Source organism: Streptantibioticus ferralitis, assembly GCF_029223525.1.
Taxonomy (GTDB): domain Bacteria; phylum Actinomycetota; class Actinomycetes; order Streptomycetales; family Streptomycetaceae; genus Streptantibioticus_A; species Streptantibioticus_A ferralitis.
Map to the genome: position 1 here is coordinate 85,476 of NZ_JARHTQ010000017.1, position 14,925 is coordinate 100,400.

Consider the following 14,925-nt stretch of genomic DNA (forward strand, 5'->3'; position numbering starts at 1 on the left):
CTGACGCGTACCCCCGGGCCTACGAGAGGAATCCCTCCCGTGACAGCCGATCGCCCGCACCGCGCGCCCAGAAACCTGATCACGGCCGCCGCGCTTCCCCTGATGCTGCTGGGCCTGGCCGCCTGTGGCTACGGCTCCCAGCCTGCCAACGGCGCGGCGCCCGCAGCGCCCAGCGCGGGCGGCAAGAAGCTCTCCGCCGGCTCCGTCACGATCGGCTACTTCGCCAACATCACCCACGCCACCGCCCTGGTCGGCCTGCAGAAGGGGCTGTTCCAGAAGGAGTTGGGCGGGACGCAGCTCAAGACGCAGGCCTTCAACGCCGGTCCTTCGGAGATCGAGGCGTTGAACGCCGGGGCGATCGACATCGGCTGGATCGGCCCCTCCCCGGCGATCAACGGCTATGTGAAGTCGCACAGCCAGAACCTGAAGATCATCGCGGGTTCGGCGTCCGGTGGCGTCGCCCTGGTGGTCAACCCGGACAAGATCAAGAGCCTGGACGATCTCAGGGGCAAGAAGATCGCCACCCCGCAGTTGGGCAACACCCAGGACGTGGCGCTGCTCGACTACCTCGCCGCCAAGGGGTTCAAGGAGGACTCGCAGACCGGCAAGGGCGATGTCACCGTCGAGCGCATCGACAACAAGACCACCCCGATCGCCTTCCAGCAGGGCCAGATCGACGGCGCGTGGGTGCCCGAGCCGACGGCCTCGCAGCTGGTCGCCAAGGGTGCCAGGACACTGCTGGACGAGAAGACGCTGTGGCGAGGCGGCCAGTTCGTGATCACCAACGTCGTCGTGTCGCAGAAGTTCCTCAAGGAGCACCCGGATGTGGTCGAGGCGGTGCTGCGCGGCTCGGTGAACAGCAACGCCTGGATCAAGGCCAACCCCGGCCAGGCCGAGCAGGCGGTCAACGCCCAGTTGCAGAGGCTGTCCGGCAAGCCGCTGCCCACCGGCGTCCTTGACCCGGCGTTCAAGAACGTCCAGGTCACCGACGACCCGCTGGCCTCCACCCTGCGGGCGGAAGCCGACCACGCCGTACAGGCCGGACTGCTCAAGTCGCCGGATCTGAAGGGCATCTACGACCTCACGCTGCTGAACAAGGTCCTCAAGGCGGCCGGCAGGCCGCCGGTCTCCGACGCGGGCCTGTAGCCGCTTCCCCCCAGAGCCAGGAGGTGACACCCATGGCCACTCCGGTCACCGAGCAGCCCGTCCAGCAGGACGCCGGCGTCCCGTACGCCGCCCGTCTCGACCACGTCTCGAAGTCGTTCGGCCGACCCGGCGCCCAGCAGCAGGTGCTGGACGGCATCACCCTCGATGTCGCACCGGGAGAGTTCGTCTGCCTGCTCGGGGCCTCCGGCTGCGGCAAGTCGACGCTGCTCAACCTGGTCGCCGGTCTTGACCGGCCCTCCGCCGGGGGCATCGAAACCCCGGGCGGGCGGCCCGCCTTGATGTTCCAGGAGCACGCCCTGTTCCCCTGGCTCACCGCGGGCCGCAACGTCGAACTCGCCCTGCGGCTGCGCGGGGTGCCCCGCACCGAGCGGCGCGAGCACGCGGAGCGGCTGCTGGAGCTGGTCCGGCTGAAGGGCGCGTACGGCAAGCGGGTGCACGAACTGTCCGGCGGTATGCGGCAGCGCGTGGCGATGGCCCGCGCGCTCGCCCAGGACAGCCAACTCCTGCTGATGGATGAACCGTTCGCGGCACTCGACGCCATCACCCGCGACGTGCTGCACGAGGAGCTGACCCGGATCTGGGCCGAGACCAACGTCTCCGTGCTGTTCGTCACGCACAACGTGCGCGAGGCGGTACGGCTCGGCCAGCGCGTCATCCTGCTCTCCTCCCGGCCCGGCCGGATAGCGCGCGAGTGGACGGTCGACATACCGCAGCCGCGTCGCATCGAGGACTCCGCGGTGGCCGATCTGTCCGTGGAGATCACCGAACAGCTACGGGGGGAGATCCGCCGCCATGGCCAGCACTGAAGCCAAGCCGGACCTCGCAGGGCTCGAAGCGGGGCTGGACGCCCTGGAGGCCCCCACCACCGCCAAGGCGCCGGTCGGCCAGATCCTGCGCGAGAAGGCACTGCCCCCGATCGCCGCGATCGCACTGGTGCTGGTCCTGTGGCAACTCGCCTACCACTTCCAGCTCAAACCGCACTACCAACTGCCCAGCCCCGCCGACGTATGGGGCTCGGTGCACACCATGTGGCTGCAGGGCACGCTGCTGGGCTACATCTGGACGTCCGTCTCCCGCGGCGCGCTGGGCTTCCTCGCCTCGGTGGTGATCGGCACGCCGCTCGGTCTGCTGGTCGCCCGGGTCGCACCGGTCCGGGCCGCTATCGGACCGATCCTGTCCGGGTTGCAGTCCATGCCGTCGGTGGCGTGGGTACCGGCCGCGATCATCTGGTTCGGGCTGAACGACTCCACCATCTACGCGGTCGTGCTGCTCGGCGCGGTCCCCTCCATCGCCAACGGGCTGGTCTCCGGCATCGACCAGGTCCCGCCGCTGTTCCTGCGGGCCGGCCGCACCATCGGCGCGACCGGTCTGCACGGTGTGCGGCATGTGCTGCTGCCCGCCGCACTGCCCGGCTACCTCGCCGGACTGAAGCAGGGCTGGGCGTTCTCCTGGCGGTCGCTGATGGCCGCGGAGATCATCGCGACCTCGCCCGATCTCGGCACCGGACTCGGCCAACTGCTGGAGAACGCCCGCACCAACGCCGACATGCCCGGCGTACTCGCCGCGATCCTGCTCATCCTGACCGTCGGCATCGGCATCGAGCTGCTTGTCTTCAGGCCGGTTGAGCGCCGGGTGCTGCGCAGCCGCGGTCTGCTGGCGGGAGCGCGCTGATGGCTCCGGTCCTCCTCGTCATCGCCCACGGCAGCCGTGATCCGCGGCATGCCGCCACCGTGCGCGCGCTGTGCGCGCGGGTACGGTCGCTGCGCCCGGGCGTACGCGTGGAGGCCGGCTTCCTGGACCACTGCGCGCCGAGCGTCCCCCAGGTCATCGACCGGTTGGCGGCCGAGGGCGTACGGGAGGTCGTCGCACTGCCGCTGCTGCTGACCCGGGCGTTCCACGCCAAGTCGGACATCCCCGCGGTGCTGCGGGAGGCCTCCGCGCCGCACGGCGGCCTGACCATCCGCCAGGCCGGGGTGCTGGGTCCGTCACCGCTGCTGACGACCGCGATGGAGCGGCGGCTGTGCGAAGCGGGAGTCGACCTGGAGGACCGGGGGGCGACGGGGATCGTGCTGGCCTCGGCCGGCTCCACAGACCCGGAGGCGAACGCGGTGATCGCAGAAATCGCGCGGGAGTGGCGGCGCACCGGTTGGTGTGCCGTGCGGCCCGCGTTCGCCTCCGCATCTCTTCCTCGCACATCGGACGCGGTGCGGGGGCTGCGGGCGGAGGGCGCGCGGCGGGTCGCCGTGGTGCCCTATGTGATCGCTCCCGGGTTCCTTCCGGATCGGATCGCCCAGGGGGCAGCGGAGGCGGACGTGCTGGCGCCCGTGCTGGGGGACGCGCCCGAGGTGGCGCGGCTGGTGCTGCTGCGGTACGCGGCTGCTGACCGCCGGGGACTTTCCTCCGCGGGGCGGGTCGCCTAGGGGCCCTTCTCCCAGCCTGCCCCTGCGTCGCCGCGCCTGCCCCTGCGTCGCCGCGCCTGCCCCTGCGTCCCCGCGCCTGCCCCTGCGTCGCCGCACCTGCCCCTGCGTCGCCGCACTGCGCAGCGTGCCGTTGCGCTCGGTCGTCGGGGTCGGGGGAGGAAGGCTGCGGGGCTCACCCCGGCATCCCTGTGGTTCCAGATGGCGGCGCATCCTCCTGGAGTAGGAGCGGCCCCTCCCTTCCCGAGGGAGCTCGGCACAGTGCCCGGGTAGGAGGAGGCCCACCGGCGGATCACCAGTCAGCCGGATGGGAGCGCCCGTCCGGTGCCCGTACCGTCTGGGACGAACTCCGTTACGGGGGTACGGAGAGACGCAGGGCCGCCGGGGCGATCCGGCGGCCCTGTCGCGGATGCGAGACTGGACGCGATCATGTCGGCGGCGGGGCCCGGGAGGGGAACATCGTGGCGTTCACGCAGGAGCGGGCCCGGGCGGTGCTGGCGGCGGCGGGACGGCCGGACGCGGCGGCGGACGCCGAACTGCTGGCGCTCGGCGAGAACGCGGTGTTCGCCGTCGACGACCTGGTGATCAAGGTCGGCCGGGACTCCGGACTGCTGGAGCGCGCCGAGCGCGAGGTGCACACCGCCGGATGGCTCGCCCGGCAGGACGTCCCGGCGGTACGCGCCGCACGCCCGCGGGCGGAGTTGGTGGACGGCCATCCGGTCACCTACTGGCATCGGCTGCCCGCTGCCGTCCGCCCGGCCACGGCCGCCGATCTCGCCGCGCTGCTGCGGCTGGTGCACGCACTGCCGCGGCCGGACTTCTCGCTGCCCAAGCGCGAGTTGCTCAGCGGCGTGGAGCGCTGGCTGCGGCTGGCGGGCGACGCCGTCGACCCGGCGGACGCGGCGTTCCTGCGCCACCGGCGGGACGCGTTCGCCGCCGAGGCCGCCGCGTTGCGGCCGCACCTGGCGCCCGGCCCGATCCACGGGGACGCGCTGCCGCGCAACGTCCTGGTCGGCCCGGACGGCCCGGTGCTGATGGACCTGGAGACCTTCTCCGGCGATCTGCGCGAGCATGACCTGGTGGTGATGGCACTCAGCCGGGACCGCTACGGACTCGACCCCGCGGAGTACGACGCCTTCGCCGCGGTGTACGGCTGGGATGTTCGCGAGTGGGACGGCTGCGCGGTGCTGCGTGGCGCCCGGGAGACCGCGAGCTGTGCCTGGGTGGCGCAGCACGCTCCCGGCAACCCCGCCGCCCTCGCCGAATTCCGCCGCCGGGTGGCCTCGTTGCGCGAGGGTGATGAGACGGTGCGCTGGTATCCGTTCTAGCCGGGTATCCGTTCTGGCCGGGCGCCGTTACGGCCGGGCGCCCTTACGGCCCGACCCGCACCGGCCAGCGGCCGTCGACGAACGCGTCCTGATCGCGCCGCCGCAGCCACCGCTGATAGCCGTCGGCCCACTCGCCGTACCAGACCACCTGGCGGCGGTGCAGTTCCCAGGGCTCGGCGGCGGCTATCCGCGGGTGCCGCTCGGCGAGCGCACAGGCGACCCGGACCGCGGCCAGCGCGTCCGCGCCCGCCTCGTGTGCGCCGTCGAGCACCACGCCGTACTCCTGGCAGGCGGCCTGCAGCGTGCGGGAGCCCTTGCGGTAGGGGTCGACGGCGCGGTCCACGGTGAGCGGGTCGAGCACCGGTCCCAGGTCCGCGCCGAGCGGCGGCAGGCCGTACCGGGCCAACTCGGCGGCCAGCACGCTGAGGTCGTACGACGCGTTGTAGGCGACCACCGGAACCCCGTCCGCCCAGTACCCGGCCAGTGCCTCGGCTATCTCGGCGACCGCCTCCCGCGCCGGGCGCCCGGCGGCGCGGGCCCGTTCGGTGGTGATGCCGTGGATCCGGGCCGCGTCCGGCGGTATCGGCACACCGGGATCGACCAACCAGGCCCGGTGCGCCACCGGCTCACCCGCCTTGGCCTCGGTGACGGCGGCCGTGACGATCCGCGCCGTCGCCGGGTCCGTGCCCGTCGTCTCCAGGTCGAACCCCACCAGCGGTTCCCCGTGCCACGCCATGCCGAGCACCCCTCCCCCAACGTCTTCCATCGGTGCCTGGCCATCATCTCGCGCACCACTGACAGTCCAGGGATCAGGAGGCGCTACGACACTGGGCGCGAATCCCCCCAAAAGCCCTCGAACTCCTCTCGGTAGATCTCGAACAGCCCATGCTCACCGTGCCGTTCGAGCACGGTGCCGCCGTCGTCCTGCACCACCTTCCGGCTGCCGCCGCGCAGGACCAGCACGGGGGACTCCATACCGCGGGCCCGGCGCAGATAGGACTGGACGATGGCGACGCCGTCCGCCCCGTCGCCGTCCACCAGGTACGCGGTGAAGCGCGGGGTCTCGTCGAAGACACGGATCTCGAAGGCGTCCGGGTCCCGCAGCCGGGCGCGGACCCGGCGCATGTGCATGATGTTCATCTCCACGGAGCGGCTGATCTCACCACGCCCCAGGCCGAGTTCGCGCTCCCGGCGGCGGACCGCGCTGCTGGCCGGGTTGAGGAACAGCAGCCGCACCCGGCAGCCGGTCTCGGCGAGCCGGACCAGGCGGCGGCCCGAGTAGTTCTGCACCAGCATGTTCAGGCCGATGCCGATCGCGTCCAGCCGCCGCGCACCGCTGAACAGGTCCTCGGCGGGCAGCTTGCGCAGCAGCCGCACCCGGTCCGGGTAGACGCCCACCACGTCGGCGAAGCGGTCGCCGACGATCTCCTCGACCGCGTCGACCGGCAGCCGTCTGCCGGAGCTCGCCTGGGCGTCACCGCCGAGCATGTCGATCAGCCGGGCGGCGGCGCGCTCGGCCTGCGCAAGGACCGTCTCGGACAGCGCCCGGTTGCGGTTGACGACGTGCCGGGCCACCTCCAACTCGTCGAGCACCAGCTCCAGTTCCCGCCGCTCGTCCAGGTACGGCTCGAAGCACGGCCAGTGCTGGATGATGAGCTCGCGCAGCTGTGGGAGGGTCAGGAAGCTCAGGACGTTGTCGTCGGCCGGGTCGAGCAGATAGCCCTTGCGGCGGCTCACCTCCCGTACCGCCGCCGCCCGCTGCACCCACTCGTGTCCGGCCGGTCCCGCGGCGGCGACCACCCACTCCTCGCCGTGCACCGGCTCGTAGATCGGTCGCAGCACCGCGCCGACGACAGCACGCAGCCGCTGTTCGACGAGATTGAGCCATACATAGGCCCGCCCAGCGCGCCGGGCGCGCGTGCGCACCTCGGCCCAGGCTTCGGCGCCCCAGTCCAGTTCTGGTCCGATGTCCAGTTTCACGCCCGCCTGTGCCAGGGAGACCGCACCGGTCGTCCCGTCAGTGGTGCCGCCCTGGTTCTCCTGGTCACCGCCGCCTGGCAGCACCAGACCTCCCGACGCCACCACCACACCGCCTTTCCCGCCCCCGTCCACGATCAAGGAAGGGTACTGCGGGCGCGGGACAGGTCGCAGCGTTACGGACGCGACTTCACGACATTCACGGCTTCGTCATCCAGCCACCAGGCGTTCGGTACGGCTCCGTTCGGGCACCCGTTCAGGGGAAGATCTTGCGAAAACGGACATCCGAGCGGTCCGGTAGGCGAGGATGCAGTGGGTATGGTGCCCTATCGGTGCCCGCCAACTTGAGTGGAAGAGTCGACGACATGCAGGTCTGGCCGGGACAGACATACCCCCTTGGCGCCACCTACGACGGCGCCGGCACCAACTTCGCGGTCTTCTCCGAGGTGGCCGACCGCATCGAACTGTGCCTGCTGCACGACGACGGCTCGGAGACGGCCGTCGAACTGCGCGAGAGCGACGCCTTCGTCCGCCACGCCTACATCCCCGGGGTGATGCCCGGCCAGCGGTACGGCTTCCGGGTGCACGGCCCGTACGACCCGGCGCGCGGCCATCGGTGCAACTCCGCCAAGTTGCTGCTGGACCCGTACGCCAGGGCGATGAGTGGCAGCATCGACTGGCATGAGGCGGTCTACGGCTATCGCTTCGACCGGCCGGACGCGCGCAACGACCTGGACTCCGCGCCGCACACGATGACGTCGGTGGTCATCAACCCCTTCTTCGACTGGGCCGACGACCGGCCGCCGCGCATCGACTACCACCGCACGGTGCTCTACGAGGCCCACGTCAAGGGTCTGACGATGCTGCACCCCGGGCTGCCGGAGGAGATCCGCGGCACCTACGCGGCGCTGGCGCACCCCGAGGTGATCGAACACCTGGTGGAGCTGGGCGTCACCGCGCTGGAGCTGATGCCGGTCCACCAGTTCGTCACCGACAACCGGCTGGTGGACACCGGGCTCACCAACTACTGGGGCTACAACACCATCGGCTTCTTCGCCCCGCACAACGCCTACGCCTCGATGGGCGACCGCGGCCAGCAGGTCCTGGAGTTCAAGACGGCCGTCCGCGCCCTGCACGCCGCCGGGATCGAGGTGATCCTCGACGTCGTCTACAACCACACGGCGGAGGGCAACCACCTCGGCCCGACGCTGTCGCTGCGCGGCCTGGACAACGCCTCGTACTACCGGCTCGGCCCCGACCCGAGGTACTACACCGACACCACGGGCACCGGCAACTCACTGCTGATGCGCAGCCCGCACACCCTGCAGATGATCATGGACTCGCTGCGCTACTGGGTGACCGAGATGCATGTCGACGGATTCCGCTTCGACCTGGCGTCCACCCTCGCCCGGCAGTTCCACGAGGTGGACCGGCTGTCGTCGTTCTTCGACCTCGTCCAGCAGGACCCGGTGGTCAGCCAGGTAAAACTGATCGCCGAACCCTGGGACCTCGGCGAAGGCGGCTACCAGGTGGGCAACTTCCCGCCGCTGTGGACCGAGTGGAACGGCGCGTACCGCGACACCGTGCGGGACCTGTGGCGGGGTGAGCCCGCCCGGCTGGCGGAGTTCGGCTCCCGGCTGACCGGCTCCTCCGACCTGTACCAGGACGACGGCCGCCGCCCCCTCGCCTCCATCAACTTCGTCACCTGCCATGACGGCTTCACCCTGCGCGACCTGGTCAGCTACAACGAGAAGCACAACGAGGCCAACGGCGAGGGCAATCGGGACGGCGAGAACTACAACCGCTCGTCGAACTGCGGCGTCGAGGGCGCGACCGAGGACGAGGGCATCCTCGCGCTGCGCGGCCGCCAACTGCGCAACTTCATCGCGACGCTGATGCTGTCGCAGGGCGTGCCGATGATCTCGCACGGCGACGAGTTCGGCCGCACCCAGGGCGGCAACAACAACGCCTACTGCCAGGACTCCGAGGTGACCTGGGTGCCCTGGCCGAAGGGGGCGGAGAGCGGCAGCGGCGGCACGGCGGACATCGAGGCGCTGCGTATGCTGGAGTTCACCCGCAGCATGGTGTGGCTCCGCCGCGACCACCCGGTCTTCCGCCGCCGCCGCTTCTTCCACGGCCGCCCGGTCGAGGGCACCCATGACGACCTCTCCGACATCGCCTGGTTCACCCCTGAGGGCGAGGAGATGACGCAACGGGACTGGCAGGCGGCCCATGCGCGGTCGCTGGTGGTCTTCCTGAACGGGCAGGCGATCTCCGAACCGGGGCCGCGCGGCGAGAAGATCACCGACGCTTCGTTCCTACTGATGTTCAACGCCCACCAGGCAGCCATGGAATTCGTCGTTCCGATCAATCACGGCACGGAGTGGCAGGTCGTCGTGGACACCGCGATCCCGGACGGTGTGCTGCCGGGCAGTGGCCGCAAGGTCCGCGCGGGCGACCGGCTGCGGCTGATGGACCGCAGTCTGGTGGTACTGATGCGTCCGGCGTAGACAGGGACGCGACGGCGAGTCCGACGACGGGAAGGCAGCTGATGAGCGACGACCTGCCGGGCGCCGCACCGCCCACCGCGACCTACCGCCTGCAACTGCAGCCGGAGTTCCCCTTCCGGGCCGCCGAGGAGGCGGTGCCGTACCTGGCCCGCCTCGGGGTGTCGCATCTGCACCTCTCCCCGGTCCTGGAGGCGGTCCCCGGCTCCACCCACGGCTACGACGTCATCGACCACACCCGGGTACGCGAGGAGCTCGGCGGCGAGGACGGACTGCGGTCGCTGGCCCGTACCGCCCGGGCGCACGGTCTGGGGCTGATCCTGGACGCGGTGCCCAACCACATGGCGGTGCCGGTACCGGAGCGGCTGAACCGGCCGCTCTGGGAGGTGCTGCGGGACGGTCCCGACAGCCGGTACGCCCGCTGGTTCGACATCGACTGGCAGGCGGGCCAGGGCAAGGTGCTGCTGCCGGTGCTCGGCGGACGGCTCGGCGACGAACTGTCCGCGCTGAGCGTCAGCGTCGAGGACGGCGAGCTGCGCTACCACGACCACGTCTTCCCACTGCGCCCCGGCACCGAGCGGCTGCCGCTGCCCGAGCTGCTGGAGGCGCAGCACTACCGGCTCGCGTGGTGGCGGCTGGCCCGCACCGATCTCAACTACCGGCGCTTCTTCACCGTTTCGCAGCTCATCGGAGTGCGGGTGGAGCACTCCGAGGTCTTCGAGGCCACCCACGGTACCCTGCTGCGGCTGCTGCACGACGGTGTCGCCGACGGCCTGCGCGTCGACCATCCCGATGGACTCGCCGACCCCGCCGGGTACTTGGAGCGGCTGCGCAAGGCCTCCGGCGGACGCTGGATCGTGGTGGAGAAGATCCTGTGCGGTGACGAACGGCTGCCGGACGACTGGGCCTGTGCGGGCACCACCGGGTACGACGCGCTGCGCCGGATCGACGGCCTGTTCGTCGACCCGGCGGGCGTCGGGCAACTGGAGGCCGTCTACCGGGACTTCGCGGCCCCCGAGCCGGACCGCGGGGGCGCCTGGCGGGCGACGGCGCGCCGGGCCGGATACCGGGTCGTGACGGACGAACTGGCCGCCGAGATCGAGCGCCTCGGCCGAACCGCCGACCGGGTCTGCCGGTCCCGCGCCGCCCTGGCCGACCACGCGCCGTGGGCGCTGCGCACCGCACTGCGTGAACTGCTCGTCCGGCTCCCCGTCTACCGCCCCTACCCCGGGCGGCAGGAGTCGGCCCGGCTGCTGCAGGACGCGGCCGAACGGGCTCGGCGCGCCTTCAGCGTGCCCGAGGAGTCCCATGCGGTCGACGTCGTACGGGACTTGGCCCTCGGGCGGCTCGGACGCGGCGGTGACCACGACGACTTCGCGGCCCGCTTCGCACAGGTCGCCTCCGCGCTGCACGCCAAGTCCGTGGAGGACACCGCCTTCTACCGCTACGTACCGCTGCTGTCGCTGAACGAGGTCGGCGGTGACCCCGGGCAGCCCGGCACCGCCCCCGACGCCTTCCACGCCTTCTGCGCGCGGCTGCTGCGCGACTGGCCGGACACCGGGACCGTACTGTCCACCCACGACACCAAGCGCAGCGCGGACGTCCGCGCGCGTCTCGCCGTGCTGTCCGAACTCCCCGAGCGATGGGCGGACCTGCTGGCCGAGGTCAGTGCGCGCACGGACCCGCCGCCCGATCGGCACATGGCGTACGCCGCCTGGCAGAGCGCCCTGGGCCTCGGCTCGACGCCCCCGGACAGGCTGGTTCCGGCGATGCTCAAGGCGGTGCGCGAGGCAGGGCTGCGGACGAGGTGGACGGAGCGCGACGAGCGGTACGAGCAGGCGGTGGAGGCCTTCTTGCGGGCCGGGCCGTGCGGGCCGCCGCGGCATGCCCTGGCCCGGTTCAACCGCGGTATCGACGGCCACGCGCGCGCCAACAGCCTGGGCGCGGCGCTGATCCATCTCACGATGCCCGGCGTGCCCGATCTCTACCAGGGCACGGAGGGCGAGTACACCGCGCTGGTCGACCCGGACAACCGGGCTCCGGCGCGCTTCCTGCCGGACCTGCTCGCCGAACTGGACGCCGGTGGCGCGCCCCGCGGCGTGGACGGCGAGAAGCGGCTGCTGACGGCGGCGGCGCTGCGACTTCGCCGCGAACAGCCACAGGTCTTCGGTGGGTTGGGGGCGTACCAGCCGCTGCCCGCCGAGGGCCCGGCGGCCGGGCACTGCGTGGCGTTCTGCCGGGCGGGCCGGGTGACCACGGTGGTCACCCGGCTCAGCCGCCGTCTGCAGGAGGCGGGCGGCTGGCGGGACACCCGGCTTCCACTGCCGCCGGGCACCTGGCGCGCGGTACCGACCGGTCGGGAGCTCAGCGGCGCGGCCGGGTTGGCCGAGTTGCTCACGGACTGCCCGGTGGCCCTGCTGCGGCTCGTCTGACCTGCCGGACGTCACGTACTGTCAGGCACCATGACGGAGACAGGGCAGCAGACGGTAAGGGTGGTCTACACCAAATATGACGGTGCGTTGCACTGGCACCAGTACGCGACGCGGCTCGGGGAGGACCAGCACGGCGTGTGGCTGGGCTGTCCGGCCGGGAACACTGCCCAGCGGGGCCATGAGCCGCCGATAACCTACGATCACGCGTTCGTGCTGCTCATCCCCCGGGACGCGTGGTGGACGGCCGTGTTCAACGCGGCTCCCCACAGGACCGAGATCTACTGCGACATCTCCACGGTTCCGCAGTGGCGCGACGGGATGGTCACCATGGCCGACCTCGACCTCGACGTGGTCCGCCGCCGTGGCGGCTCACTCTTCGTCGACGACGAGGACGAGTTCGCCGAGCACCGGGTGCGGTACGGGTACCCCGCCGAGGTGGTCCAGAGCGCCGAGCACGCAGCCCAGTGGCTGATGAAGGCGATCGGCGAGGGCGTCGAGCCGTTCGGCGGCGGGTACCTGGAGTGGCTTTCCCTGGTCCGGTGAGACGGGGCTATCGGGCGGCGAGCCGGAAGCCGATCCGGCCGAACGTCACCAGGTCGCCGGGGCGTACCGTGGCGGCGCCGGTCAGCCGCTGTCCGTTGATCCAGGTGCCGTTCATCGACCCGAGGTCACGCAGCACCCAGACGTCCCCCTCGCGGCGCAGTTCGGCGTGTATCCGGGACACCGAGTCATCGCCTATCCGCAGTCCCGAGGCGTGGTCCCGGCCGATCCGCAGCGGAAACGGGCCAGGTTCCGGCAGCATCAGCTTCGGCAGCCGCTCGGCCCACCATGCCTTTCGCAGCCGCACGGTGAAGGCGGAGGCGGTGCTGACGACGCCGGTCGCCCAGCGCGTCATCCGGCCGCCGGTCGGCAGGTCGGCGACGAGGGCGTCGAGTTCGTCGCGGCCGCGCGCGGCGATGGCGAGTTCCATCCGCTGCAGGAACGTGTCGTGGGACAGCCGTCCGCGGACGGCGTTCTCCTTAAGCACCTCGATGGCGGCGTCCCGGTCGGCGTCCGAAGGCCGGTCGGGTCGCGTCTGGAACTCATATGACGTCACAGAGGGGATTGTCCGGTCATCGCCACGGGGTGTCCAGCGGGTACGTACCAGTGGGTAGCGGCCGCGCGGGCCACTGGCCGGTGCGCGGCGCAGGCCGCCGAACTCGCGCCCCGCCCCCTCGACTTCGACGTCGCGCCGGAACGCGCCGGAGCGGGACAGGACAGCCGTGCGCTGCGATGCGCGGCCGTCCGCGGGGTACATACCGTCACGACCGCTCGCGCGCCGGCAGGGAGGACGACGGTGGGATACGAGGTGTGGGCACCGCAGGCCCGGCACGTCGCGGTACGCGTCGCGGGCGAGGACCATCCCCTGCGGTCGGATCCGGCGCGCCCCGGCTGGTGGCTGGCGGACGGCGCGAGCGCGCCGCCGTACGAGGACGGCATCCAGTACGCGTACGTCCTGGACGGCGGCGATCCGCTGCCCGACCCTCGGTCGCGTCGCCAGCCGGACGGGCTGGACGGCCCGAGCGCGGTCATAGACCACTCCCGCCACACCTGGCGGTACCCATGGCACGGCAGACCGCTGCCGGGAGCCGTCCTGTACGAACTACACATCGGCACCTTCACCCCCGAGGGCACCTTCGACGCCGCCGCGCGGCGGCTGGGCCACCTGGCCGCGCTCGGGGTCAGCCACGTCGAGCTGATGCCGGTGTGCCCCTTTCCCGGCAGACACGGCTGGGGGTACGACGGCGTGGCGCTGTGGGCGGTCCACGAGCCGTACGGCGGCCCTGAGGGGCTTAAGAGCTTTGTCGACACTGCGCATGCGCACGGCCTGGGGGTGGTGCTGGACGTCGTACACAACCACGTCGGACCGTCCGGCGACCATCTGCGGAGCTTCGGGCCGTACCTCACCGACCGGCACCAGACGCCCTGGGGAGCGGCGGTCAACCTCGACGCGCCCTGGTCCGACGAGGTCCGCGGCTTCCTGATCGGCAGCGCGCTCGCCTGGCTGCGGGACTACCGGCTGGACGGACTGCGGCTGGACGCCGTGCACGCCCTCGCCGACACCAGGGCGCTGCCGTTCCTGGAGGAACTGTCGGCCGCGGTCGACGCGTTGGCGGCCGAGACCGGACAGCCGCTGTTCCTGATCGCCGAATCCGATCTGAACGACCCGCGCACCACCGCGCCCCGCGAGGCGGGCGGACTCGGCCTGCACGCGCAGTGGAGCGACGACTTCCACCACGCCCTGCACACCGCGCTGACCGGTGAGTCCCAGGGCTACTACGCGGACTTCGCGCGGGCGCCGCTGGCGGCGCTGGCCAAGACACTGACCGGTGTGTGGTTCCACGACGGCACGTACTCGTCGTTCAGGGGCCGCGCCCACGGCCGCCCGCTCCCCGGCACCGTGCCCGCCCACCGCTTTCTCGGCTACGCCCAGACCCACGACCAGATCGGCAACCGGGCCACCGGAGATCGGCTGACGGTGCGCCAGCTGGCGCTGGCCGCCGCGCTGGTGCTGACCGCGCCGTTCACCCCCATGTTGTTCATGGGCGAGGAGTGGGGCGCGAGCACACCGTGGCAGTTCTTCACCGACCACACCGATCCGGAACTCGCCGCGGCGGTACGCAGCGGGCGCCGCAGGGAGTTCGCCGCGTACGGCTGGGCCGAGTCGCGGATCCCGGACCCACAGGACCCGGCGACCCGGGCGCGCTCCTGTCTGGACTGGTCGGAGCCGGACCGGGAGCCGCACGCGGGACTGCTGCGCTGGTACCGCACGCTGATCGCGCTGCGCACGGCCGCGCCCGAGCCGGCCGCACCCGATCTGGCGGCGACCCGGGTCAGCTTCGACGAGGACGCCCGCTGGATCCTGGTGCGCCGTGGCACGCTGTGCACCGCGGTGAACTTCGCCGACCAGCCGTGCGCGCTTCCGCTGTCCGGCCACCGTGTCCTGGCCGCCTGGAGCGAACTCCCCGACACCGGCGGCCAGTTGGTCCTGCCCGCCGAATCGGCGGCGGTACTGCGCGAAGGCACACCGCGGGGGTGATGCCTCGCTGGGGCGGGG

The 14,925-nt window shown here is 71.9% G+C and carries 12 protein-coding genes; 9 read left to right on the plus strand and 3 right to left on the minus strand.

Going from position 1 to position 14,925, the window contains the following annotated elements:
• Positions 1-102: 102 nt before the first annotated feature.
• The 5 genes from P2L57_RS24115 (at position 103) to P2L57_RS24135 (ending at position 4,912) form a co-directional block, all read left to right on the plus strand.
• Complete coding sequence (locus P2L57_RS24115) at positions 103-1,146, plus strand: aliphatic sulfonate ABC transporter substrate-binding protein (RefSeq protein WP_275818114.1); 1,044 nt, start codon at positions 103-105, stop codon at positions 1,144-1,146.
• Between the two features lie 32 nt (positions 1,147-1,178).
• Complete coding sequence (locus P2L57_RS24120; RefSeq protein ID WP_275817971.1) at positions 1,179-1,973, plus strand: ABC transporter ATP-binding protein; 795 nt, start codon at positions 1,179-1,181, stop codon at positions 1,971-1,973.
• Complete coding sequence (locus P2L57_RS24125; protein ID WP_275817973.1) at positions 1,960-2,838, plus strand: ABC transporter permease; 879 nt, start codon at positions 1,960-1,962, stop codon at positions 2,836-2,838. Before P2L57_RS24120 ends, P2L57_RS24125 begins: the two co-directional genes overlap by 14 nt.
• Positions 2,838-3,587, plus strand: a complete 750-nt coding sequence (locus P2L57_RS24130; RefSeq protein ID WP_275817975.1) for a sirohydrochlorin chelatase — start codon at positions 2,838-2,840, stop codon at positions 3,585-3,587. The genes P2L57_RS24125 and P2L57_RS24130 overlap by 1 nt, the downstream gene beginning before the upstream one ends.
• Positions 3,588-4,045: 458 nt before the next feature.
• The gene (locus P2L57_RS24135) at positions 4,046-4,912 is read left to right on the plus strand and encodes a phosphotransferase (protein ID WP_275817977.1); all 867 of its coding nucleotides are present in this window, start codon (positions 4,046-4,048) and stop codon (positions 4,910-4,912) included.
• Between the two features lie 43 nt (positions 4,913-4,955).
• Here the strand turns inward: P2L57_RS24135 and P2L57_RS24140 are convergent, their stop codons facing one another.
• The gene (locus P2L57_RS24140; protein ID WP_275817979.1) at positions 4,956-5,648 is read right to left on the minus strand and encodes a 3'-5' exonuclease; all 693 of its coding nucleotides are present in this window, start codon (positions 5,646-5,648) and stop codon (positions 4,956-4,958) included.
• An 83-nt stretch (positions 5,649-5,731) separates the two neighbouring features.
• The gene (locus P2L57_RS24145) at positions 5,732-6,994 is read right to left on the minus strand and encodes a DUF5919 domain-containing protein (RefSeq protein ID WP_275818116.1); all 1,263 of its coding nucleotides are present in this window, start codon (positions 6,992-6,994) and stop codon (positions 5,732-5,734) included.
• A gap of 260 nt (positions 6,995-7,254) precedes the next feature.
• Between P2L57_RS24145 and glgX the strand changes: the two genes are divergently transcribed.
• From glgX to P2L57_RS24160, 3 genes are read left to right on the plus strand one after another with little or no spacing between them, the layout of a single operon-like run.
• A complete protein-coding gene (gene glgX / locus P2L57_RS24150; RefSeq protein ID WP_275817981.1) occupies positions 7,255-9,399 on the plus strand; it encodes a glycogen debranching protein GlgX in 2,145 nt (714 codons plus the stop codon).
• 41 nt (positions 9,400-9,440) lie between these two features.
• Positions 9,441-11,828 carry a malto-oligosyltrehalose synthase gene (gene treY, locus P2L57_RS24155; RefSeq protein ID WP_275817983.1) on the plus strand — a complete coding sequence of 796 codons (2,388 nt, stop codon included), beginning with the start codon at positions 9,441-9,443 and terminating at the stop codon, positions 11,826-11,828.
• 30 nt (positions 11,829-11,858) lie between these two features.
• Positions 11,859-12,371 (plus strand): ribonuclease FAU-1 family protein, encoded by a 513-nt coding sequence (locus P2L57_RS24160; protein WP_275817986.1) that lies wholly within the window; start codon positions 11,859-11,861, stop codon positions 12,369-12,371.
• Between the two features lie 7 nt (positions 12,372-12,378).
• On the opposite strand, the gene P2L57_RS24165 is transcribed toward P2L57_RS24160, so the two are convergent.
• Positions 12,379-12,924: an FHA domain-containing protein gene (locus P2L57_RS24165; RefSeq protein ID WP_275817987.1), complete on the minus strand. Its 546-nt coding sequence runs from the start codon at positions 12,922-12,924 to the stop codon at positions 12,379-12,381.
• Positions 12,925-13,164: 240 nt separating this feature from the next.
• Here P2L57_RS24165 and treZ point away from each other — a divergent pair, with 240 nt between their 5' ends.
• Complete coding sequence (gene treZ, locus P2L57_RS24170; RefSeq protein WP_275817989.1) at positions 13,165-14,907, plus strand: malto-oligosyltrehalose trehalohydrolase; 1,743 nt, start codon at positions 13,165-13,167, stop codon at positions 14,905-14,907.
• The last annotated feature ends 18 nt before the right edge of the window (positions 14,908-14,925 follow it).